This window comes from Bacillus sp. A1, from assembly GCF_042296235.1.
GTDB classification, from domain to species: domain Bacteria; phylum Bacillota; class Bacilli; order Bacillales; family Bacillaceae; genus Bacillus; species Bacillus velezensis.
The window spans coordinates 1,350,689-1,370,376 of the sequence record NZ_CP141181.1 but is presented as its reverse complement, the minus strand read 5'-3'; the positions used below and the strand labels follow the sequence as shown (position 1 = coordinate 1,370,376).

20 protein-coding genes and 2 riboswitches are annotated in these 19,688 nt (G+C 45.9%); of the genes, 7 read left to right on the top strand and 13 right to left on the bottom strand.

Features of this window, described 5'->3' with window-relative positions; all coding sequences use genetic code 11:
• Window positions 1-24: 24 nt before the first annotated feature.
• Complete coding sequence (locus U2H13_RS07175) at window positions 25-471, bottom strand: MarR family winged helix-turn-helix transcriptional regulator (RefSeq protein WP_121984210.1); 447 nt, start codon at window positions 469-471, stop codon at window positions 25-27.
• Between the two features lie 198 nt (window positions 472-669).
• Here U2H13_RS07175 and U2H13_RS07170 point away from each other — a divergent pair, with 198 nt between their 5' ends.
• Window positions 670-2,187: an ATP-binding protein gene (locus tag U2H13_RS07170; protein ID WP_029974827.1), complete on the top strand. Its 1,518-nt coding sequence runs from the start codon at window positions 670-672 to the stop codon at window positions 2,185-2,187.
• Window positions 2,188-2,395: 208 nt separating this feature from the next.
• On the opposite strand, the gene U2H13_RS07165 is transcribed toward U2H13_RS07170, so the two are convergent.
• The 6 genes from U2H13_RS07165 to U2H13_RS07140 all read right to left on the bottom strand — a co-directional run bounded on the left by U2H13_RS07165 (window position 2,396) and on the right by U2H13_RS07140 (window position 7,404).
• Window positions 2,396-2,656, bottom strand: coding sequence for an aspartyl-phosphate phosphatase Spo0E family protein (locus U2H13_RS07165; RefSeq protein WP_003154690.1), 261 nt, complete (start codon window positions 2,654-2,656; stop codon window positions 2,396-2,398).
• A 279-nt stretch (window positions 2,657-2,935) separates the two neighbouring features.
• Window positions 2,936-3,472, bottom strand: a complete 537-nt coding sequence (locus U2H13_RS07160) for an acireductone dioxygenase (RefSeq protein WP_029974828.1) — start codon at window positions 3,470-3,472, stop codon at window positions 2,936-2,938.
• A gap of 15 nt (window positions 3,473-3,487) precedes the next feature.
• Window positions 3,488-4,117, bottom strand: coding sequence for a methylthioribulose 1-phosphate dehydratase (locus U2H13_RS07155; RefSeq protein WP_061862129.1), 630 nt, complete (start codon window positions 4,115-4,117; stop codon window positions 3,488-3,490).
• A complete protein-coding gene (gene mtnX / locus U2H13_RS07150) occupies window positions 4,075-4,779 on the bottom strand; it encodes a 2-hydroxy-3-keto-5-methylthiopentenyl-1-phosphate phosphatase (RefSeq protein ID WP_154817629.1) in 705 nt (234 codons plus the stop codon). Before mtnX ends, U2H13_RS07155 begins: the two co-directional genes overlap by 43 nt.
• On the bottom strand, window positions 4,776-5,990 hold the full coding sequence (mtnW, locus tag U2H13_RS07145; protein ID WP_029974834.1) for a 2,3-diketo-5-methylthiopentyl-1-phosphate enolase: 1,215 nt from the start codon (window positions 5,988-5,990) through the stop codon (window positions 4,776-4,778). Before mtnW ends, mtnX begins: the two co-directional genes overlap by 4 nt.
• Window positions 5,991-6,071: 81 nt before the next feature.
• Window positions 6,072-6,171, bottom strand: a riboswitch (SAM riboswitch).
• Between the two features lie 36 nt (window positions 6,172-6,207).
• On the bottom strand, window positions 6,208-7,404 hold the full coding sequence (locus tag U2H13_RS07140) for a pyridoxal phosphate-dependent aminotransferase (RefSeq protein WP_103526945.1): 1,197 nt from the start codon (window positions 7,402-7,404) through the stop codon (window positions 6,208-6,210).
• Window positions 7,405-7,496: 92 nt separating this feature from the next.
• Between U2H13_RS07140 and U2H13_RS07135 the strand changes: the two genes are divergently transcribed.
• From U2H13_RS07135 to mtnA, 3 genes are all read left to right on the top strand, one after another.
• Window positions 7,497-8,276: a carbon-nitrogen family hydrolase gene (locus tag U2H13_RS07135; protein ID WP_003154702.1), complete on the top strand. Its 780-nt coding sequence runs from the start codon at window positions 7,497-7,499 to the stop codon at window positions 8,274-8,276.
• 92 nt (window positions 8,277-8,368) lie between these two features.
• A riboswitch (SAM riboswitch) is annotated at window positions 8,369-8,523 on the top strand.
• 109 nt (window positions 8,524-8,632) lie between these two features.
• The gene (gene mtnK, locus U2H13_RS07130) at window positions 8,633-9,817 is read left to right on the top strand and encodes an S-methyl-5-thioribose kinase (protein ID WP_014417574.1); all 1,185 of its coding nucleotides are present in this window, start codon (window positions 8,633-8,635) and stop codon (window positions 9,815-9,817) included.
• Window positions 9,818-9,823: 6 nt separating this feature from the next.
• Complete coding sequence (gene mtnA / locus U2H13_RS07125) at window positions 9,824-10,885, top strand: S-methyl-5-thioribose-1-phosphate isomerase (RefSeq protein ID WP_017417644.1); 1,062 nt, start codon at window positions 9,824-9,826, stop codon at window positions 10,883-10,885.
• Window positions 10,886-11,126: 241 nt separating this feature from the next.
• Here mtnA and U2H13_RS07120 read toward each other — a convergent pair whose 3' ends face one another.
• Entirely contained in the window at window positions 11,127-11,624 is a 498-nt protein-coding gene (locus tag U2H13_RS07120) for a methylated-DNA--[protein]-cysteine S-methyltransferase (protein ID WP_007610941.1), read from the bottom strand.
• Complete coding sequence (locus U2H13_RS07115; protein ID WP_095061351.1) at window positions 11,621-13,840, bottom strand: PAS domain-containing sensor histidine kinase; 2,220 nt, start codon at window positions 13,838-13,840, stop codon at window positions 11,621-11,623. The genes U2H13_RS07120 and U2H13_RS07115 overlap by 4 nt, the downstream gene beginning before the upstream one ends.
• Before the next feature lie 255 nt (window positions 13,841-14,095).
• On the opposite strand from U2H13_RS07115, the gene U2H13_RS07110 reads away from it, so the two are divergent.
• On the top strand, window positions 14,096-15,118 hold the full coding sequence (locus U2H13_RS07110) for an acyltransferase family protein (RefSeq protein WP_014417570.1): 1,023 nt from the start codon (window positions 14,096-14,098) through the stop codon (window positions 15,116-15,118).
• A gap of 41 nt (window positions 15,119-15,159) precedes the next feature.
• Here U2H13_RS07110 and U2H13_RS07105 read toward each other — a convergent pair whose 3' ends face one another.
• The 4 genes from U2H13_RS07105 to htpX all read right to left on the bottom strand — a co-directional run bounded on the left by U2H13_RS07105 (window position 15,160) and on the right by htpX (window position 18,505).
• Window positions 15,160-15,330, bottom strand: coding sequence for a hypothetical protein (locus U2H13_RS07105; protein ID WP_376700751.1), 171 nt, complete (start codon window positions 15,328-15,330; stop codon window positions 15,160-15,162).
• A gap of 1 nt (window position 15,331) precedes the next feature.
• A complete protein-coding gene (locus U2H13_RS07100; protein ID WP_021493789.1) occupies window positions 15,332-16,006 on the bottom strand; it encodes a DUF421 domain-containing protein in 675 nt (224 codons plus the stop codon).
• Window positions 16,007-16,100: 94 nt separating this feature from the next.
• Entirely contained in the window at window positions 16,101-17,453 is a 1,353-nt protein-coding gene (locus tag U2H13_RS07095) for a TrkH family potassium uptake protein (RefSeq protein ID WP_007408478.1), read from the bottom strand.
• Window positions 17,454-17,611: 158 nt separating this feature from the next.
• The gene (gene htpX, locus U2H13_RS07090) at window positions 17,612-18,505 is read right to left on the bottom strand and encodes a protease HtpX (protein WP_007407207.1); all 894 of its coding nucleotides are present in this window, start codon (window positions 18,503-18,505) and stop codon (window positions 17,612-17,614) included.
• A 148-nt stretch (window positions 18,506-18,653) separates the two neighbouring features.
• Here htpX and U2H13_RS07085 point away from each other — a divergent pair, with 148 nt between their 5' ends.
• Together U2H13_RS07085 and U2H13_RS07080 are read left to right on the top strand one after the other, a co-directional pair.
• The gene (locus tag U2H13_RS07085; protein ID WP_014417567.1) at window positions 18,654-19,355 is read left to right on the top strand and encodes a DUF1836 domain-containing protein; all 702 of its coding nucleotides are present in this window, start codon (window positions 18,654-18,656) and stop codon (window positions 19,353-19,355) included.
• Window positions 19,356-19,490: 135 nt separating this feature from the next.
• Window positions 19,491-19,685, top strand: coding sequence for an alpha/beta-type small acid-soluble spore protein (locus U2H13_RS07080; RefSeq protein WP_003154717.1), 195 nt, complete (start codon window positions 19,491-19,493; stop codon window positions 19,683-19,685).
• Window positions 19,686-19,688: the final 3 nt, after the last annotated feature.

Genomic DNA, 19,688 nt, shown 5'->3' with positions numbered 1-19,688 from the left:
AAGCCTTTCAAATGGCTTCCTTTTTTATTTCTGATGAAAATATTTAGCGTTTAATCCCACTCTTTTCAGCATTTCCGTACACATTTCTATCTCTTCATCACTCAGCACACTGATCATTTCTTTAATTTCTTCAGCATGATCAGGGAAAATATCGTCCAAAAGACGGATTCCCTTTTCAGAAATCTGTGCGAAAGTCACTCTCCTGTCAGTCGGCGAGGCTTTTCTGATGAGAAGTTCTTTTTTCTCTAATTTGTCAACAACGTATGTAATACTTCCGCTCGCTAATAAAATTTTGTCGCCGATCTGCTGAAGCGGCTGGTTGCCTTTGTGGTACAGCAGCTCAAGCACCGCAAATTCCGTCGGGTTCAGGCCGTGCTTATGAATATGTTTATTCATATGGTCGTTAATAGATCGGTACGCACGTGACAGTACAATAAATAATTTCAATGAGTTTTCTGTTTTATCCGTCATACATTCAATCATCCTTTTACAAAAGAAACCGTTACAGAGAAACATTAATAAACAAAATGAAAAATGTCAACAAAAATGTTTCCAAAATTTCTCTTCTTTTTGTCTGACCTTAATAAAATAATTTGTTTTTCTATCATTTTGGTTATTTTTTCTTATTAAAGAAGTATAAAAATGATATAATACCTCTATTCAAGTGTAATGTTGGAGCGATGCAGAGTGAATACATTTAAAGGTGCCCGGGGAAAGATCAAGCTTTATCTCATATTGGTGATCATCCCGGCACTTATTATCAGCTTTTTCATTTATGAAAAAGAAAAGCAGAAAATAGCCGATAAACACATACAGGAAGCCAGTATGATGCTCAACCTTCACCGCAATAAGCTCAATTATTTAATCGGTGAAACAAAAGCCCGGATGACAACACTTGCGATCGCTGTCGATAAGCCTGTCAATGAAGAAAAGATCATTGACATTCTTGATCAGGCTTTTGAGGATGAACCCAGATTCAGCGGTCTGTATATGCTGAATTCCAAAGGTGATGTCATCGCAAGCACGACTGATCTGAAATCAAAGGTGAATTTGGCCGACAGACCGTATTTTACGAAGGCGAAAAAGACGAAAAAAACGGTCATCACAAATGACTACTCCAGCAGAATTACAGGCCAGCGCATCTTCACGATCTGCGTGCCGGTGTTAGACGCAAAACGGGAAGTCACGGATTATTTAGTAGCCGCCATACAAGTCGATTATTTGAGAAATATGATCAATATGCTGAGCCCTGACGTTTATGTCAAGGCAACCAATCAGAATAAAGTGATATTTGCCAGCGGACGGGCTGATCAATCAGAAGGTGTGAAACCGGTCAGCGGCTATCTGGATGATATTAATTGGAATATCAATGTTTATCCGAAACCGGTTGAGCTGAACGAGCTGACCAAAAGCGTGCTGCTGCCGATGTCCAGTATTGCCGTGCTGCTGAATATTCTGTTCATCCTCGTTCAATATTATCTGCTTAAGCGCAAGACCCAGCTGGAGCGCGCTCAAAATGAAGCGCAGAAATTGGAGCTGATCGGAACGCTTGCCGCCAGCACCGCCCATGAAATCCGCAACCCGCTTACAGGGATCAGCGGCTTCATTCAGCTTTTGCAGAAAAAATACAAATCGGAGGAAGATCAGCTGTATTTCTCAATTATTGAGCAGGAGATTAAACGGATCAATCAGATTGTCAGTGAGTTTTTAGTGCTTGGAAAACCCACTGCTGAACGGTTGGAAGTGAACTCGCTGCAGGATATTCTTGATGAGATTATGCCGATTATTTATTCTGAAGGGAATCTGTATAATGTGGAAGTGAATGTGGAGATTCTCGTCAATCGGCCGCTCAAGGTCAACTGCACGAAAGACCATATTAAACAGGTGATTTTAAATGTCGCGAAAAACGCGCTGGAATCCATGCAGGAAGGCGGCCGGCTGTCCATCTATTTAGAAGCACGCGATCATAAAGCAGTCATTAAGGTGGCCGACAACGGAATGGGCATTTCTGAAGATATGCTTGAGCACATTTTTCTTCCGTTTGTAACGTCAAAGGAAAAAGGCACCGGCCTCGGCCTTGTCGTATGTAAACGAATCATGCTGATGTACGGCGGTTCGATTGACATTCAAAGCGAAGTCGATAAGGGCACAGAGGTCACCATTGCCCTCCCTGCCGCTTCTCGATGAAAAAACACCCTGTATCGGGGTGTTTTTTACTTAAGAAGAATATGTGTAAGAGGATATACCAGAGGAACGGCATCATAGCCGGCAGATAGTACGAGGCGCTTCGTGAGCCGTGCCAGCGGAAAAATCTGCTGACTGTACGCGGTCATCTTTCGGATGCGGCGCTTGATCAGGAAGCGCATTCAGTCTTCGTTATCTGTTTTATCATCAATCATTTGTTTGCTTCATATGCAGGCATGACGTCACCGCGGGAGAACAAGCCTATTTTCTTCACAAGGCCCTGTATTCCTTGGTGATGTGTACGATCACGGTTTACCAGCTGCTGATACGCGTTCATCAGACAGTCCAGTTCCTGGCTGTGCCTGATCGTGTCATATCCTGTAAACCCTTGCCTGTTAGCCGCATCTATCATCATTTTTCTTTTTTTATCAATAGATACAAGCAATTTTTCTTGTTCAGAATAACTGCCCATTCACTTCACCCCTCACCGCTAAAAGAATAGGAAACAAGTTTGATTGGGTTATTGAGCATTATTACAGATTATACTTTATTTGTAAACATTTTTTTACTAAATAACTTATTTTTTCATTTCATATTGGAATCTTTGCATGAATACGAGAATAATACCCATTCGGGTAATGATATAAACAGAATGCGGCATATTCAGGAATTAAAAAACAGCCACAGCTGACTTTATATTACAATAAAAAACCTCTCATGCCGGTGGGTGCATGAGAGGTTCGGGCGTCTATCAGTTTTGCACACTTTCATTTTCGTAAATCGGCACCCAGCCCTCAGTCGTCACAAAGATTCGGATTGCGACGACCCGGCGGTCTTCCTGAAGCGTAAAGTAGTGGCGGATGTTCTCCGGAACTGAAATCAAATCTCCCGGATTTAAACGGACGTCGAAAAATGTGCCGTCTTTGCCTTGAATGACGAAGATGCCGTGTCCGCTGACGATAAAGCGGACTTCATCATCCGTGTGGTGATGTTCTCTTTGGAAATTTTTTAATAATTCATCAAGATTCGGCGTGGTATCTGATAAAGAAATGACATCCTGAGACTGATATCCGCGCCGGGCTGAAATGTCCTGAATCTCCGTGTCAAACGCCGCGAGAATCCGTTCTTTTTCATCTTCAGTTAGATCGTATTTTTCCGAAAGCTCAGACGGAAGTTTTTCAATGTTCCACTGCTCATAGATCACCTCTTGCTCGTCTAAGAAGCGTGCTACTTCTTCCTGATGTTCAATGATCGTATTCTTTTCGTCATGAATTCTGATGGTCGCCATTTTCTATTCCTCCTTTTATTTTACCAGCTGCGGACGAAGTGCCAGAAGCTTGAGGTGACAGCTGAATAAAAATTCATAGGCTTCCAGCACCCTTTTCGCTTCAAATGCGGTCCGCCCCCATGCCGTAATGCCGTGATTGCGGATTAACACCGCGCCTGATCCGGCGTCCGCATGGTGCGCGAAATTTTCGGCCAATGCCGGGATGTGCGCCGGATTGTCAATGATCGGAACGGTCACGGACGCGTTTTCCTCCCATAATCCGAGCGCCTTAATCATCTCCTGCCCCTGAAAAGTGATTTGTTTTTCATCCCCGTAAAGCTCTGAGATGACATTATTATTGACGGTATGGACATGCAGACAGCAGCCGGCGTCTGTCTTTTGGTATAAGTAAGTATGGAGAAGCGTTTCCGCTGAGGGTTTTAAAGAATGGCCGGTCTCAGCGGGCTTCCCGTTCTCATCGATTAAGAGAAAATCTTCGTCTGTTTCTTTTCGTTTGTCTTTTCCGCTCGCCGTAACGAGAAAAGTCAGCGGCCCGTCGGATACTTTGATGGAAAGATTCCCGCTCGTTGCCGGGAACCAGTCTCTTTCGGCCAGCTCGCGCTTTACCTCAGCAAGTTCGCGCCAGCGTTCTTCTTTTGCAGCCATGCCTGCACCTCCCCGATGTTTTCAATGCCTGTTTTCACCTCATGAAAATCTTGAAAAGGCAGATGCCGGAGGCCGAGTTCTTTGCATTCAGTCAAAAGATAATCTCTCGCAAAACACATATCGGATAACTTTGCAGCCTCGACATCCGTGACCGAATCACCGATCATAACGAGAAATTTCTGCTGATCGGATAGCTTCCGGATGACTGACGGTTTGCAGCAGCCGCATTGATTGGTACAGTCTCCGTCACAGGCATGCGGCCAGTCTATATGAATATATTCATTGTCAAAGGATGCATGATTGCAGAAAATCCGCTCCTTTTCTACGATCCCTTCCAAAAGCGGATGCACAAAAAAGTCCATTCCTCCGCTTACGATATAAAACGGGAGGTCGTTTGAGCGGACAAACGAGACAAAATCCAAAAAGCCGTCCCGTATTTTCGCATCCTTCAGGATAAAGCCGGTCAGTTCTTCTTTTAAGCTGCTCGGCAGCAGTCCGAACATCCGGCCGACTCCTTCTTGGATTGATATGCTTTTAGACAGAACACCGTCTTTTAATTCAAGCCACTCAGGAGGTGCGAATTCTTTCATCATGCTGACAATGTTGTCGTTCATGGTGACCGTTCCGTCGAAATCACAAATAATCAGCGGTGTGCGGGTCATACGGCTTCCACCCTTCCCCATTTGTCTAATGCGAGCTGAAGATCTTTGCACGACGCGGCTTTTTCTTCAATCGGCTGCGCTTCAAGCACCGCATCAATGACGGCGCGGAACGCTTTTCCGCCACCCTCGGCTCCTTTCGGGTGGCCGTGAATGCCTCCGCCGGCATTGATGATGTGATCGATGCCGAAATCGCGCATCAATAATGGCACCATACCGGGATGAATGCCTGCTGACGGGACGGCAAACGACGGATGAAAGACATCGTCTTTTACACATTCATCATGGATTGCAAGCGCGGACTCCTTCGGAAGAGCAACGGTTCCGTAAGGTGACGGAAATAAGCTGAAATCAGCGCCGCAATAGCGGTTCAGCTTGCCGAGCAAAAGCGCATGCGACAAGCCGTAAACGGGAGATGATGTGAACGCGCCGCTGACTGCCGGATGCGCCATGATCGGAAGCGGGATTTCCCTGTCTTCAGCAAGGCTCTGCATCACATCTAAACCGTAAGCGAACACATTCAATAAAAGCGCGTCCGCCCCGAGTTCTGCCGCGCGCCTCGCTTTATCCCGCAATTCAGCGGTCCTTCCCGTAAGGTTTACGGCATACAGCGTTTTATGCCCCGTCTCCTCCCGGGTTTCCTTCAGGACTTGTTTTCCTTCGATAATGCGGGTTTCAAACGGAGCCAGTTCATTTTCAAAGAAAATTTCGTCATCTTTAATAAGATCCACGCCGCCGAGCGCCTGCTGTCTGAGCTGTTCTTTAATGTCGGCGAGATCCCGTCCGATCACGCCTTTAAATATGCTCATCAGAAGCGGTCTTTCAAATTCGCCCAGCAGTTTGCGGATGCCGTATATACCGAATTTCGGCCCGGGAAGGGAGCGTTTAAACCCTTCAGAAAATTCAAGATCAGTCAATTTTATTTTTCCGTCCAGTGACAGCTTTCCGAATACCGTCGTCAGGACGGCCGGAATATCTCTTGAAAAGTTCGCCTCGGGATAGGCGATGGTGATGACGGATTGTGTTTCGTTTTCTGAGGTTCCTTCTTTCTCCTCAACTTTTACGACCCGCCCTTTATGTTTTCTGAGCTGTTCCTGCTTCACCAGGGGCAGGTCAGTCCAGGAGCCTACCGTCAGCCCCGCCGCAATCTGTTCCGCCCGCTTTTCACTGTCCGTTGTGTCTGTCAGAAGATATGTTGCCAATACTTCGCTCATGCGTGAACGCCTCTCTTTCTTTCGCAAAACATAAAAAAACCTCTTCCGTATGAGCAGAAAGAGGCTTCGTGTTATGTCCGAATCTTATCTCTCAGCTCCTGCTGCAAGAATTAGCACCGTGCTTTATCAGTCGGTTGCCGGGCTTCATCGGGCTCGTCCCTCTGCCTGCTCTTGATAAGAATAATGATTTTATAAAGTATTTTGAATTATCGCATTGTTATCCTGATATGTCAATGCTTTTTCGGGTGAAAAGATTCAGTTTCCCGATCCGTTCCGCAGCTTCTTTAAGTCTTTCTTCACTTGTCAGAAGACCGACTCTTATATAGCCTTCCCCCCATTTTCCGAACCCGTTTCCGGCAGCGACCGCGACATCCGCTTTCTCGAGCAGCAAGTCTGAAAACGACTGTGACGTATAACCGTCAGGCACAGGGAGCCATGCAAAAAAGGAGCCCGCCGGAGCCGTCACATCCCAGCCGATATCGCGGCAGGCTTCAATCCATGCATTGCGTCTCGATTCATATCTGTCATTTTGCGCTGCGACGCATGCCTGATCCGCTAAAAGAGCGGCTGCCGCCGCCTGCTGCGCCGCGGGAAACAAACTGACAAACATATGATCCTGATAAAGGTTGATCGCTTCGATGACAGAAGCGTTTCCGACGGCAAATCCGACCCGCCAGCCCGCCATATTATAGGTTTTAGACAAGGTATAGATTTCGATTCCCGTCTCTTTTGCGCCTTCGGTCTGCAAAAAGCTCAGCGGTTTATGCCCGTCAAAACCGACGGCTCCGTACGCGAAATCATGAACGACACAAATGCCGTTTTGTTCCGCAAAACCGACCGTCTCCTCGAAAAACGCCTCTGTCGCCACAGCGCCGGTCGGATTATTCGGATAATTGAGATACAGCAGCTTCGCCTCGCTCCGCACCTTTTCAGGAATTACGCTGTAATCAGGGAGAAACCCTCTTACCTCCGTCAGCGGCATCATTTCCATTTTCGCTTTCGCAAGGGCGACGCCTGACCAGTAATCAGGATATCCGGGATCAGGCACCAGAATGGTATCTCCAGGGTTTAAAAGACATTGCGGAAGCTCAACAAGTCCCGCCTTGCCTCCGAACAGCACAGCGACTTCCGTTTCCGGATCAAGCGTGACCCCGTACTCCCTTTCATAAAATGCAGCGGCTGCTTTTTTGAAGCTGTAAGCGCCCCGGAATGATGAGTATTTATGATTTTCCGGCCTTTCGACGGCGCGCTTCATTTCTTCAACGATATGCTGAGGCGTCGGCTGATCAGGGTTTCCCTGCCCTAAATTGATGACGTCTCTGCCTTCTTTCAGCTTTTGATTCACTTTTTGCACCAATGATGCGAAAAATTGTTCCGGCAGCTGTTTGAGTACATCTGAGATTTCAAAGTTCATATTTTTCACCTTCTAAAAATGTCTTGAAATGATAGTCCATCATCATATATGGTTAAATAAAAAAAGTAAAGAGAAACTTGAGGTGTTAAAAAATGAAATGGACCGTTTCCTGTTTGCAATTTGATATTTCATACGGAAATCCTTCAGAAAACTTTAAAAAAGCAGAATCTTTGATTGAGCAAGAAAGCCGCCATGCGGATGTAATCGTGCTTCCTGAGTTGTGGACGACCGGCTATGATCTCACACGGCTAGATCAGCTGGCGGATGAAAACGGCAAAGTTTCGGAACAATGGCTTAAAGAAACGGCAAAAACATACAACGTACACCTCGTTGCCGGATCTTTTGCGGTCAAAGAAGGCGAAAATGTCTATAACACCATGTACATCGCCGATAACAGCGGACAGATCGTGAAGCGGTATCAGAAAGCACATCTGTTTCAGCTGATGGATGAACACCTTTACTTGTCAGCAGGAAACAGTGACGGTTCCTTTGAGCTTGACGGTGTCAAGTGCGCCGGGCTGATCTGCTATGATATCCGTTTCCCCGAATGGATCAGAAAGCATACGTCCCAGGGCGCGAATGTCCTGTTTATCTCTGCTGAATGGCCTCTGCCCCGCCTTGATCATTGGCGAAGCCTGCTTATCGCCAGAGCAATTGAAAACCAATGTTTTGTTGCAGCCTCTAACTGCACGGGGTCCAATCCCGATAATGAATTTGCCGGCCACAGCCTGATTATTGACCCGTGGGGCCGGATTTTAGCCGAAGGAGACCGGACGGAAGGCGCAGTCCGGGCGGAAATCGATGTGTCAGAAAGCGCGGCCGTCCGCGGAACCATTCCGGTTTTCCAAGACTTGCGGCGTGATTTATATTAATTTTCAAAAAAACGTTGACAAGAATATCCGGCACCTGCTAATATTTTCATCAACTGATTAATCCGAATTGTGATACAAATCAATATTTTTTTCTCTTATCGAGAGTTGGGCGAGGGATTGGCCTTTTGACCCCAACAGCAACCGACCGTAATTCCATTGTGAAATGGGGCGCGTACATTTTGCGCCGAGACGATTGTCTCATAAGGCACGGTGCTAATTCCATCAGATGTTATCTGAGAGATAAGAGGCGGACTGCACTGTTTCAGCCTCCTTCTCTTTCAGAGAAGGAGGCTTTTTTTGGGGCGTATTCTCCGTCACGCTCTCTTACTGCCACTACATAATTGGAGGGTAAATCCATGTCAGCAACTAAAACAAGTCTTTATGAACAATTAACAGAAAGCTCCGCCGCCGCGTTAGCCGTCAAGCTCGGCTTATTCCAAAGCAAAAGCACTCTGACATGCCGTGAAATCGGCGACGGCAATTTAAATTACGTCTTTCATGTTTACGATAAAGAAAACAAAAAAGGACTGATTATTAAACAGGCAATCCCTTACGCGAAAGTCGTCGGTGAAAGCTGGCCGCTTACAATTGACCGGGCGAGAATCGAAAGCAGCGCCCTCATCCGCCAGGGCGAACACGTGCCGCACCTCGTTCCGGCCGTTTACTATTCCGATACTGAAATGGCCGTCACGGTAATGGAAGACCTCTCCCATTTGCGGATTTCAAGAAAAGGGCTGCTGGAAGGGCAGCATTATCCGAACTTATCGGTTCATATCGGTGAATTTTTAGGGAAAACGCTTTTTTACTCATCCGATTATGCGCTTGATGCGAAAGTAAAGCAGCAGCTCGCAAAGCAGTTTACAAATCCTGAGCTTTGCAATATTACAGAAAGGCTTGTGTTTACAGAACCGTTTCTCGACCATGAGACAAACGATTTTGAAGAGGAGCTGCGCCCATACGCAGAAAAAGTTTGGAACAATTCACGCCTGAAAGAAGGCGCTGACGAATTGAAAGCCATCTTTCTGAATTCCGCGGAAACATTGGTTCACGGTGATCTGCACACGGGAAGCATCTTCGCCGATGAACATGAAACAAAGGTGATTGATCCCGAGTTTGCTTTCTTCGGACCGATCGGGTTTGACATCGGCCAATTTATCGCCAATCTGCTGTTAAACGCCCTCAGCCGCGACGGTGACGACAGACAGCCGTTATATGACCATACTGCCGCCGTATGGGATACATTTGTGAAAACATTCAGTGAAGCATGGGAGAAAGACTGCTTGCCTTCCCGCAGACACCTGCTGGAAGACACACTGAAAAACGCATTTGAGGAAGCGGTCGGTTTTGCGGGATGCGAATTGATCCGGCGCACGATCGGACTCGCCCATGTGGCTGACTTAGATGAAATCACTCCGTTTGACAAACGAATCGAACGGAAGAAGCTGGCGCTTGACATCGGCGCCTATTATATCGAAAACAGAAAAAAACTGAAGCATATCACCGAGGTTCTGGACCAATTTAAGCTCCGTGTAAAGGAATGATGCAGCATGACCAATGAATTTGCCATCCCCCGTTCTGTGGAATGGAAAGAAACCTACATCCGCATTTTAAATCAGCAAAAGCTTCCCGACGTCACTGAATATGCGGAACTTGAAACAAAGGAAGATGTATTCGACGCGATTGTCACGCTGAAAGTAAGGGGCGCCCCGGCCATCGGTATAACCGCAGCGTTCGGACTCGCGCTCTCCGCCAAGTCATTTGAAGCCCGCGACCTTTCAGATTTCCGACGTCAATTCGCGGATGTCAAAGCGTATTTAAACAGTTCGAGGCCCACTGCCGTCAACCTTGCGTGGGCGCTTGACAGACTTACGGATTCGATCAGGGATGCGATCTCAATCAATGAAGCGAAGACAACGCTCGTTCATGAAGCCATTCAAATTCAGATTGAGGATGAAGAAACATGCCGAATGATCGGCCAAAATGCTCTGCACCTTTTTAATAAAGGCGATCAGATCATGACCATCTGCAATGCGGGCTCGATTGCCACAAGCCGGTACGGTACGGCGCTTGCTCCCTTTTACTTAGCGAAACAAAAAGACCTCGGCCTTCATATCTACGCATGTGAAACAAGACCCGTTCTTCAAGGATCACGGCTGACGGCGTGGGAGCTGATGCAGGGCGGAATTGATGTCACGCTCATTACGGACAGCATGGCCGCCCATACAATGAAGGAAAAACATATTTCTGCGGTCATTGTCGGCGCTGACAGAATTGCAAAAAACGGTGATACGGCCAACAAAATCGGAACGTACGGCCTCGCTATTTTGGCAAACGCCTTTCAAATTCCGTTTTTTGTGGCCGCACCGCTTTCGACATTTGACTTGCAGATTGAAAACGGCGATCAGATTCCGATTGAAGAAAGAGATCCGGATGAAGTCAGACAGATCTCCGGCATACGCACCGCTCCCGAGGATGTTCCGGTCTTCAATCCGGCCTTTGACATCACACCGGGCAGCCTGATTTCCGGCATAATAACCGAGAAAGGAATTGTGACCGGTTCTTACACGGAAGAAATTGAACAATTATTCGCTGACTGCCAGCTGAGCTGAAAAACCGCTGATGATATTGCCTCAGGCAATGTCAGCGGTTTTTTTGTCTGCACAATGTAATCACTTCATCTTTTTGGGCGGCTGTAATGAGATGCATTTTAAAAAACAGCTCTGCATAACCGGCTATCTTTTGCGGACGGCTCATTTTCATCAGGCTTCGTCCTCCTTTTTCATCAGGGCAACTTTTTTCACTTAATAAAATGATATGTCGGACGCGAAAAAACGGAACGTGCCATACGCTTTATTTTTCTTTATAGGATATTTGTTCGATGTTCAGCAGCACCGCTTTTACATCCGTCTTCGTGCCTGCGTATCCCGTTAAGGCGCTGTTTTTGCCGATTACCCGATGGCACGGGATCAAAATCGGCAGCCGGTTTCGTTTATTGGCTTGTCCGATGGCGCGCACCGCTTTCGGTTTTCCGATCGCTTCAGCCATATCGCCGTAGCTTCGGGATTCCCCGTAAGGAATCATCGTCAGCGCGTTCCACACCCTTTCCTGAAAGGGTGTGCCTTTTTGTCTCAGAGGCAGAGAGAATTGCTTTCTTTCTCCTGAAAAATATGATGCCAACTGCTGTTTCGCCTCCGACAGCAAAGCGGTTTCGCACGGCTTTACGCCGGGCGCGTCTTTCCGCCATTCCTCAAAATCTTCCCCGGTGAGAAACAGGCCGGTAATAAAGCTCTCTTCCTCTGTTACGATGACGGTTCCAAACGGCGCTCTTACACTTGTAAAACAGATCATTCCCCGCTCCTTCTTTCTTCCGTATTCTGCCGGATCGGAAGCGTCAAATGAAAAACGGTGCCCTTCCCTTCTTCACTTTCCACATGAATGCGGCCCTGATGCTCTTCGATGATTTTATAACTGACCATGAGGCCGAGGCCCGTTCCCCTGTCTTTTGTCGTGTAAAATGGTTCACCCAGACGTTTTAATTTGTCTTCGGAAATGCCCGTTCCTTCATCTTGAATAGAAATCAAAATGTGGTCTTGATCAGAAGACTGAATGGTCACGTAGATATTGCCGCCGCCCGGCATGACTTCAATGGCGTTTTTTAAAATATTGATAAACACCTGTTTTAATTGATTCGGTTCACAGTAAATCGGCGGGATGTTTCCGGTCAGGTTCAGATGGATCTGCACATTGACAAGATTGGCCTGGGCATTCAAAAGATCAGCCGTGTCTTTCATAATCTGCGTCACGTCTTTTTCTTCATATAGTATCGCTTGGGGTTTCGCTAAAATTAAAAATTCAGTGATGATAGACTCGATGCGTTTTAATTCTGAGGTAATGACGTTAAAGTACAGAGAATATTCGCCTTCAATGCTTCCTTGAAGAAGCTGAATGAACCCTTTCAGCGCCGTCATCGGGTTTCTGATTTCGTGGGCGATGCCCGCCGCCAGCTCCCCTACAACATGAAGAGTATCGGATTTCCGCAGCCTCTCTTCAAGCTCTTTGGCCTCTGTGACATCTTTAAAGATGGCCAGATTCATATTTTGAATGATATTTCTTTTGAAGGAGAATTCCAGTTTGCGGCTGTCGCTGCTGCTTAACAGGAAGGGGATTTCATTATCCATTCCTTCTAAATCAATCTTTCTGGCGGGAACACCCGCGTTTTCAATATCAAATAAAGAAAGAATATCCGGAACGGTGTACGCTCTCAGCTCCTCATCCGGCATACCGAGTATACGGCTTGCGAGAGGATTCGCGTCAATAATGCGGAATTGGTTGTCAAATAAGACCTTGCCGTCCATTGAGCCGTTGAATACTTTTCTGAATTTCAGCTCGCTTTCCCGCAATTCTTTTTCCATGCGCTTACGATCGCTGACATTTCTTAAAATGGTTAAATGCTGACCTTCAAGTATGGTTCGTTTTGATGTGAATTCCAGCTCTTTAAATTGGCCGTTTGCCATCTGAAACAGCATTTCTTCACGGATTTCCCCGTATTTTTCATATTTCTTCTTAATCTGCTTGTATTTTTTCTGCGGATCAACGATAAACGTACATAAATTCGTCTCCACCAGCTTATCCATCGGCAGTTCGAAAATGCGGCACGCCGATTCGTTTGCTTTGGCAATCTTTCCGTCATCAGACCAAATGACAATCGCGTCCATGGCGTTTTCAAAAATTTCGCGGAATCGCTCTTCGCTTTTAAAGAGTTTCAATTCCATCAGCCGTTTCTCTGTTATGTCTCTCATAATGGACATGTAGAACCCGCTGATTAAGTTGGACGTAATCGTAAATTCAAACAGCTTCTCTTCGCCGGACCGAAGCTTGACGGGCAGTTCTCCTTTGGCGTTTCCTTTTCTGCGGAGGGTTTCCCAGATTTCTTTCAGATGCTTTTTGTTTTCTCCGTCGGTAAAATGGCGGAGCGACAGATGGGACAATTCATTCTGGCCGATCTCAAAGCTTTTGCAAAAAGAGAGGTTCGCATCAATAAACCCGCCGTCCTTATCAAACAGCACGATGCCGTCGACAGCCCTGTCAAACAAATCTTTAAACAGCTGCTCGTTCATGGAGAATTCGCGCTCTAATATTTTTTTAGAGGAGATATCCCTCATCACCACAAAAAAATAATCCTCCCCAATTCCGTCTCTGGCGAGGAATTCAATGTATTTCGTCGCGCCGCTGTCAAGCTTAATCGGCACCTCTTTCCACAGATGGCCTTTTTTTAAAAACTTTTTCACGGCCTTATTCAGTTCTTCCTGAGGCACGGAATATAAAAAATCCAGGACGGAGCGGTTAATGAGGTTCTCTGCCTCAATCTGCATCATCCGGGCCGCAGCCTCGTTCGCCTGGACGATTTTCATTTCCTTACGGCATATAAAAATGGCATCAAGCGTGTTATTCATAATCATGTGATACCGGTTCAAATCACTCTTCAGGCGGTCATTTTCCTCTTTCATCCGCTTCAGCTGCTCTTTCAGCGACTCGTTTGTTTGCAAATCCAGAGTTTCAGCCATTCAGTACACTCCTTCTTCAAAAACCTATCCTTCAATATTTCTACAAAATACCTCATCTTCCTTCATTCGCCCTATACATTTCAGAAAATTTCAATGATATGACAAGTTAAAGTCTTTTTCTACGATCCTTACCTCCCCGTTACATCATCCTAACAATCCCTTTTGTCCTCCTTCAATTTTTTGTTTTTTATTTTAAAATGAACACCAACAGGAAATAATCATGCAGTGGATGATTTTTGAAGAGAAGGTGATGCTATGACAAAATCGCGAGACAGTTACTTTGACAACGCCAAGTTTATCTTGATTTTTCTGGTGGTGTTCGGCCATATCCTCCGGTCATTTATTAACGGAAATGAGTTTATGCTCCATCTCTACAAATTCATTTATACTTTTCATATGCCGGCCTTTATCCTGGTTTCCGGCTATTTCGCAAAAAACTTTAAGCGGACAGGTTATGTGAAGAAGCTGGCTGTGAAGCTGATTATTCCGTACCTGATTTTTCAGGGCATTTACTCAGTTTTTTACTATTTGATTCAGGATGAAAGCATGGCAAGCGTCAATCCGATTGATCCGCAGTGGTCTCTCTGGTTTTTAGTCAGCTTATTCTTTTGGAATCTGCTGCTTTATCCCTTTACGAAGCTGCCGAAAATGTGGGCGCTTGGGGCGAGCTGCGGGCTTGCCGTCATGATCGGGTATCTTGATTTTATCAGCAGCACGCTGAGTCTTTCACGGACGTTTGTTTTTCTTCCGATGTTTCTCGTCGGGTTTTATTTAAAGAAACAGCACTTTGATTTGCTTCGGGCTAAAAGAGGCAGGCAGATTGCCGCGGGCGTGCTGGGGATTGTTTTCCTGTTATGCTGGTGCATTGACTTTGATTACTCGTGGCTGTTCGGATCGGAGCCTTATTCCACATTCGGCACAGTGTCGCTGTTGAGCGGTCTGTCGCGCATCGGCTGGTATGTTTTGGCCTTTGCCGCCACTTTCAGCTTTTTGGCGCTCGTTCCGCAAAAGCGTTATTTCTTTACGAAATGGGGGACGAGAACGTTTTACGTATATCTGCTGCATGGATTCATTATAAAAACGCTGCGGCAGATCGGGCTTGAAGATCACTTGTCTGATTATCAGAATTTAGTCATACTCTTAATGTTAACGGCCGCTCTTACGTCCATTCTCTCCAGCAATGCGGTGAAAACGGCCGCACAGCCGTTTATTGAGCTGCGGATAACCGGCTTGCTTGAAGCGGTGAAAGGAACAAGAAACGGTGCTTATTCGAAATAATGCAAAATACCTCTTAAGCGTTGCCGCCTAAGAGGTATTTTTTATTTTTTGCCGTCTTCTTTTTTCTTTGGCTTCGTCTGTTCAAGCGTTTCAATCCATTTTCCGGCGTTATAATCACCGAGCTCGCTTGCAAACTCTTCTTCAAGCAATTTAAGGTCCATCGGCTTTTTATGGTTTTGCATGTCTTTGCTGTGGCGGTTTTTTTTCGTCATGTTACTCGCCTCCTTGTTTGCCGTGTTTTGATTTGCGGTTTGCGCCTCTCAGTCCGGGATCACCGTCATATTGTGTTTTGTATGCATCTTTGTCCATGCTCTCAGTCGGTGTGTTGTTATTGGTTAAAGCTTCATTCTTTGCTGCTTTGCGTTTCATTTGATTTCCTCCTTCTGTCAGCAAATCTGTTTTGAATTCATCAAGCATTTTTTTCAAGTCGCGCACTGTCACGTTTTTGGCCTCATCAATGAGTTCATAGCCGATCTGTCCGTTCGGCTCAAGCAGCACATATTTAAAATCTTGAATGTCTCCGAGGCCTTCCTGCCTGATCCTCATTGACAGCTGAGCTTCGGTAAAACGCATTTTTTTTAAGTTTTCCGGGATGATTTTTCCGTTTCTGACAACGGCGACGGTTTTTCCTGAAAATAAAAACTCAAAAAAGCTTGATTTGATTTCTAAATATTCCATCAGGATTAACACCGCAATAAAAATCGCCGCCGCGAAAATAGTTTCCCATAAATTATGTTCAATAAACGGCTGAATAATAATCGAGCCGATCGAAATCATGATGACTGTCTGGGTCACCGACAGCTGGCTGATTGATTTCCGTCCGGCAATCCGCAATAAAAAGGTACCGACCGCTATCATAACTACCGACTTCCAAAATACGGCAAACAATGACGTCACCTCTTTACAAGTAGAATCTCCAAAGAAACTGTTTCCACACATCCATTTTACGGCAATAAAAAACACCGCTTTCTGAAAAGCGGTGTCAGCCGATAATCATTCTTTCCTTCGGATAGTGATAATTTGCTTCGATTTCTTTTCGGCCGATCAAATAAAGGAACGTCAAAATGCCGATCCGGCCGATAAACATGACAATCATGATCACGCATTTTCCGATGTCGCTTAAATGCGGAGTAATCCCGAGCGACAGGCCGGTCGTTCCGAAAGCGGAACACACTTCAAAAAGCAGTCCGAGGAGCGTCTGATTTTTCTCCGTCACGGCCAGAATCAGCGTCGATCCGAACACGAGCAGAATCGCCATCATCGTAACGACCAGCGACTTCATGACATCAGCCTGGTGAAGCTCGCGTTTAAAGACCTTGACCGCTTTATTCCCCCGGGCAAAATGAAACAGAGCAAGAAGGTTAAGCGCAAACGTCGTCGTACGGATTCCGCCGCCGACCGAGCTCGGTGATGCGCCGATAAACATGAGGGCGCAGATGAAAAATAATGTCGGCGCCGACAGCTGGCTGATATCAATTGTCGCAAGCCCGCCGCTTCGCGTAGCGGTTGATTGAAAGAGACATAAAAATAAAACATCATGCCAGCTTTTCCCCTTCATGACATGGCTTGCTTCAAGCGCGTAAATGCCCACGGCTCCGAACAAAACGAGCATTCCGAACGTAACGGTCGTAATTTTCGTAAACAGCGTGAATGAATATCTGCGCTGTTTTGAAAACAAAAAGTCCTTTACTTCTACGAGCACCGGAAAACCGATCGCACCGAAAATAATCAGAAGCATCGTAATAAACTGCACGAAATAGTCATGTCTGAACGGGACGAGTGAATTTCCCGTAATATCAAAACCGCCGTTTGTCGTGGCGCTGACGCTCGCAAAGAATCCGTGCAAGTACGCCTGTTCAAACGAATCATAATACGTTAAAAAATATGTTCCTAAGATGATGCCGCCTAAAAACTCGATTAATAAAATCAAAAACAGCACTTGCTTCATCAGGTTGACGATACCGGAAAACTGCGATTGATTCTGATCCACCATGATGAGCTTCCGTTCCCGCAGACCGATCCGTTTGCCCATAATGAGCCAGACGAATGTTCCGAGCGTCATGATGCCGATTCCGCCGAATTGAAGCACGAAAGCCAAAATGACAATCCCGGCCGTGCTGAATGTATCAGCCGTGTTGACGACCGTTAAACCGGTGACACTGACTGAGCTGACAGCCGTAAACAGCGCGTCTATAAACGACCAGCTGGCCCCTTGTTTGTGGGCGGCCGGCAGACTTAGCAAAATAAATGCCACCGTCACAGCAAGAAAATAATATAATGCAATCAGCTGTGCTGGCGACAAGATCTGTATGAATTTCTTCAGTTTTAATTTCATAAGATAGTTCCTTCTGCCTCTCAAATGTAGTACGTAATTATTCTAATGATATTGGGAGAATTTTTAAAGGTCTTTTTAGAAAGATTTTTCATTACCTTATGTAATTTGCCGATCTTTAAACAAAAAACCTCTGAAACGATTGTCAGAGGTTTTGTTGATTATTTTGCTTCCAGCCTGCGAATGCGCTCATCGAGATCAGGGTGTGTGGAGAACAATGACGAATGCTTTTTGCCGTTAATTTTTAACGTCTGCACTGCCGTCTGGTCTTCTTCATTCACATGTCCTGTATAAGACTTCAGCGTACGCAGGGCGTGAATCATTTTATCCTTGCCGGCAAGGTCTGCACCGCCGCGGTCAGCGTGAAACTCTCTGTGGCGCGAGTAGGCGAAGACGACAAGACTGCCGAGAATGGAAAAGATAATCTGAAACACGATCATCGCGATAAAATGCACGACCGGTGCGAGGTCTTCTTTGACAAAACGGCTTGCAACCCATGCCGCGATTCGGGAAAGGAATACGACGAACGTATTGACGATTCCCTGCAGCAGCGTCATCGTGACCATATCACCGTTTGTGATGTGTGCGACTTCATGGGCAAGAACCCCTTCCACCGCAGCATCATCCATCTGCTGCAATAAACCTGAAGAAACCGCGACAAGCGAACGGCGCTTAGAAGGCCCGGTCGCAAAAGCATTGACCTCCGGGGAATGATAAATGCCGACTTCAGGCATTTTCGTCATCCCTGCGGCACGGGACAATCTGTGCACACGGTCAACCAATTGCTGTTCTTCATAGCTGAGCGACTGTTTCTTCGGATTTAACACCCGGACGCCCATCATCGTTTTGGCCATCCATCTGGACATTCCGAGAGAAATAAAAGAACCGACAAAACCGACGACAAGACTGAACACGAGCAATGCCATCAGATCAATGCGGCCATTTTGTATATACGAGCCGACACCGGTAACGCTTGTAATAATCGTAAGCACAATTCCGATTGTCGTAATGACCAAAAGGTTCGTTAAAATAAACAGAAATATTCTTTTCGCCATAATTACCTCCGTCTTTTTTAAGATCAAAAGAACTTATTTACTTAAATTATAAATGATCTGTTTGAAAATGCAACAATTTCGACGTATGATGTTAATGTAATTCTCAGTGATATTAAAAAGTGAACACGTAATCAATCAGAGGTGAACCATGAACACGTTTAAACTGACCCGAACTGATATGGTCCGGCTTCTTTACGCGTTAAAAGGCCAAGGAGACGCAACTCCTCTCCAAATCTTATTGCACTCAGCGGATATGACCTTGGATGAAGCGGAAAGCCGTCTGCATATCCCTGAATTTCTGACGAGATTCGAACGAAAAAAAGAGAAAAAGGAATACGGGCTTTCAACTAACGAGATTGTCGAGCTGGGAAATCTGTGCGAGCTGACGTCTTTAAAATCAACCGCCGTCCAAAACTGGGTGAAGCGCGATATTAAAGATTTAATCGGCCACCCCTTACTCGGCAAAAAATATACAATTGAACAAGCTGTCATCCTTCTCATTGTACGTGATTTAAAATCAATTTATGACTTCGAACATATACGCGGCATATTAAAAATCGCTTTTAACACGATCACAGACAGATCAGACGACGTCATCAGCCCGATCAGCTACTATGAAAGCTGCGCCCAAGTGATTGATTATCTTCATCATAAGGCAAACCCGCCGATGAAGGAAACGAGCCTGCAGGAGCTCGTCGAAGAGCAGACGGACAAGCTCAAAGGCTGCTTTAAAGAACTCGGAAGCGGACAATGGAACAATATCAGATCCATAATCGCCGTCACGGTGCTCTCCGTTTTGACTTTCCATATTCAAGCCTCGGCCTACAAAATGATCAGCCATTTATTATAATTCATAACGCTTCTTCGCCCCGGTGTCTGCGCCGGGGTTTTTTTGCTGTACAACAATTGCCAGCATAATCAATACCGTTCCGTTTGAAACTAAAATGCGAAAACACATCTTGCCAGAGAAAAGGAGATGAAAAAGATGGCGAGCAGAAATAAACTCTTAGTTCCAGGGGCTGAGCAGGCACTTGACCAATTTAAATACGAAGTGGCTCAAGAATTCGGCGTGAACCTTAGCTCTGATACAGCAGCACGCGCAAACGGCTCTGTAGGCGGGGAAATGACAAAACGTCTTGTACAGCAGGCTCAATCACAATTAAACGGGAAAAATCAATAATGC

Excerpts from the sequence above, each read along its gene's own strand:
- U2H13_RS07175 (WP_121984210.1), bottom strand. The coding sequence starts at position 471 with ATGACGGATAAAACAGAAAACTCATTGAAATTATTTATTGTACTGTCA.
- U2H13_RS07170 (WP_029974827.1), top strand. The coding sequence starts at position 670 with ATGTTGGAGCGATGCAGAGTGAATACATTTAAAGGTGCCCGGGGAAAG.
- U2H13_RS07165 (WP_003154690.1), bottom strand. The coding sequence starts at position 2,656 with ATGGGCAGTTATTCTGAACAAGAAAAATTGCTTGTATCTATTGATAAA.
- U2H13_RS07160 (WP_029974828.1), bottom strand. The coding sequence starts at position 3,472 with ATGGCGACCATCAGAATTCATGACGAAAAGAATACGATCATTGAACAT.
- U2H13_RS07155 (WP_061862129.1), bottom strand. The coding sequence starts at position 4,117 with ATGGCTGCAAAAGAAGAACGCTGGCGCGAACTTGCTGAGGTAAAGCGC.
- mtnX (WP_154817629.1), bottom strand. The coding sequence starts at position 4,779 with ATGACCCGCACACCGCTGATTATTTGTGATTTCGACGGAACGGTCACC.
- mtnW (WP_029974834.1), bottom strand. The coding sequence starts at position 5,990 with ATGAGCGAAGTATTGGCAACATATCTTCTGACAGACACAACGGACAGT.
- U2H13_RS07140 (WP_103526945.1), bottom strand. The coding sequence starts at position 7,404 with ATGAACTTTGAAATCTCAGATGTACTCAAACAGCTGCCGGAACAATTT.
- U2H13_RS07135 (WP_003154702.1), top strand. The coding sequence starts at position 7,497 with ATGAAATGGACCGTTTCCTGTTTGCAATTTGATATTTCATACGGAAAT.
- mtnK (WP_014417574.1), top strand. The coding sequence starts at position 8,633 with ATGTCAGCAACTAAAACAAGTCTTTATGAACAATTAACAGAAAGCTCC.
- mtnA (WP_017417644.1), top strand. The coding sequence starts at position 9,824 with ATGACCAATGAATTTGCCATCCCCCGTTCTGTGGAATGGAAAGAAACC.
- U2H13_RS07120 (WP_007610941.1), bottom strand. The coding sequence starts at position 11,624 with ATGATCTGTTTTACAAGTGTAAGAGCGCCGTTTGGAACCGTCATCGTA.
- U2H13_RS07115 (WP_095061351.1), bottom strand. The coding sequence starts at position 13,840 with ATGGCTGAAACTCTGGATTTGCAAACAAACGAGTCGCTGAAAGAGCAG.
- U2H13_RS07110 (WP_014417570.1), top strand. The coding sequence starts at position 14,096 with ATGACAAAATCGCGAGACAGTTACTTTGACAACGCCAAGTTTATCTTG.
- U2H13_RS07105 (WP_376700751.1), bottom strand. The coding sequence starts at position 15,330 with ATGACGAAAAAAAACCGCCACAGCAAAGACATGCAAAACCATAAAAAG.
- U2H13_RS07095 (WP_007408478.1), bottom strand. The coding sequence starts at position 17,453 with ATGAAATTAAAACTGAAGAAATTCATACAGATCTTGTCGCCAGCACAG.
- htpX (WP_007407207.1), bottom strand. The coding sequence starts at position 18,505 with ATGGCGAAAAGAATATTTCTGTTTATTTTAACGAACCTTTTGGTCATT.
- U2H13_RS07085 (WP_014417567.1), top strand. The coding sequence starts at position 18,654 with ATGAACACGTTTAAACTGACCCGAACTGATATGGTCCGGCTTCTTTAC.
- U2H13_RS07080 (WP_003154717.1), top strand. The coding sequence starts at position 19,491 with ATGGCGAGCAGAAATAAACTCTTAGTTCCAGGGGCTGAGCAGGCACTT.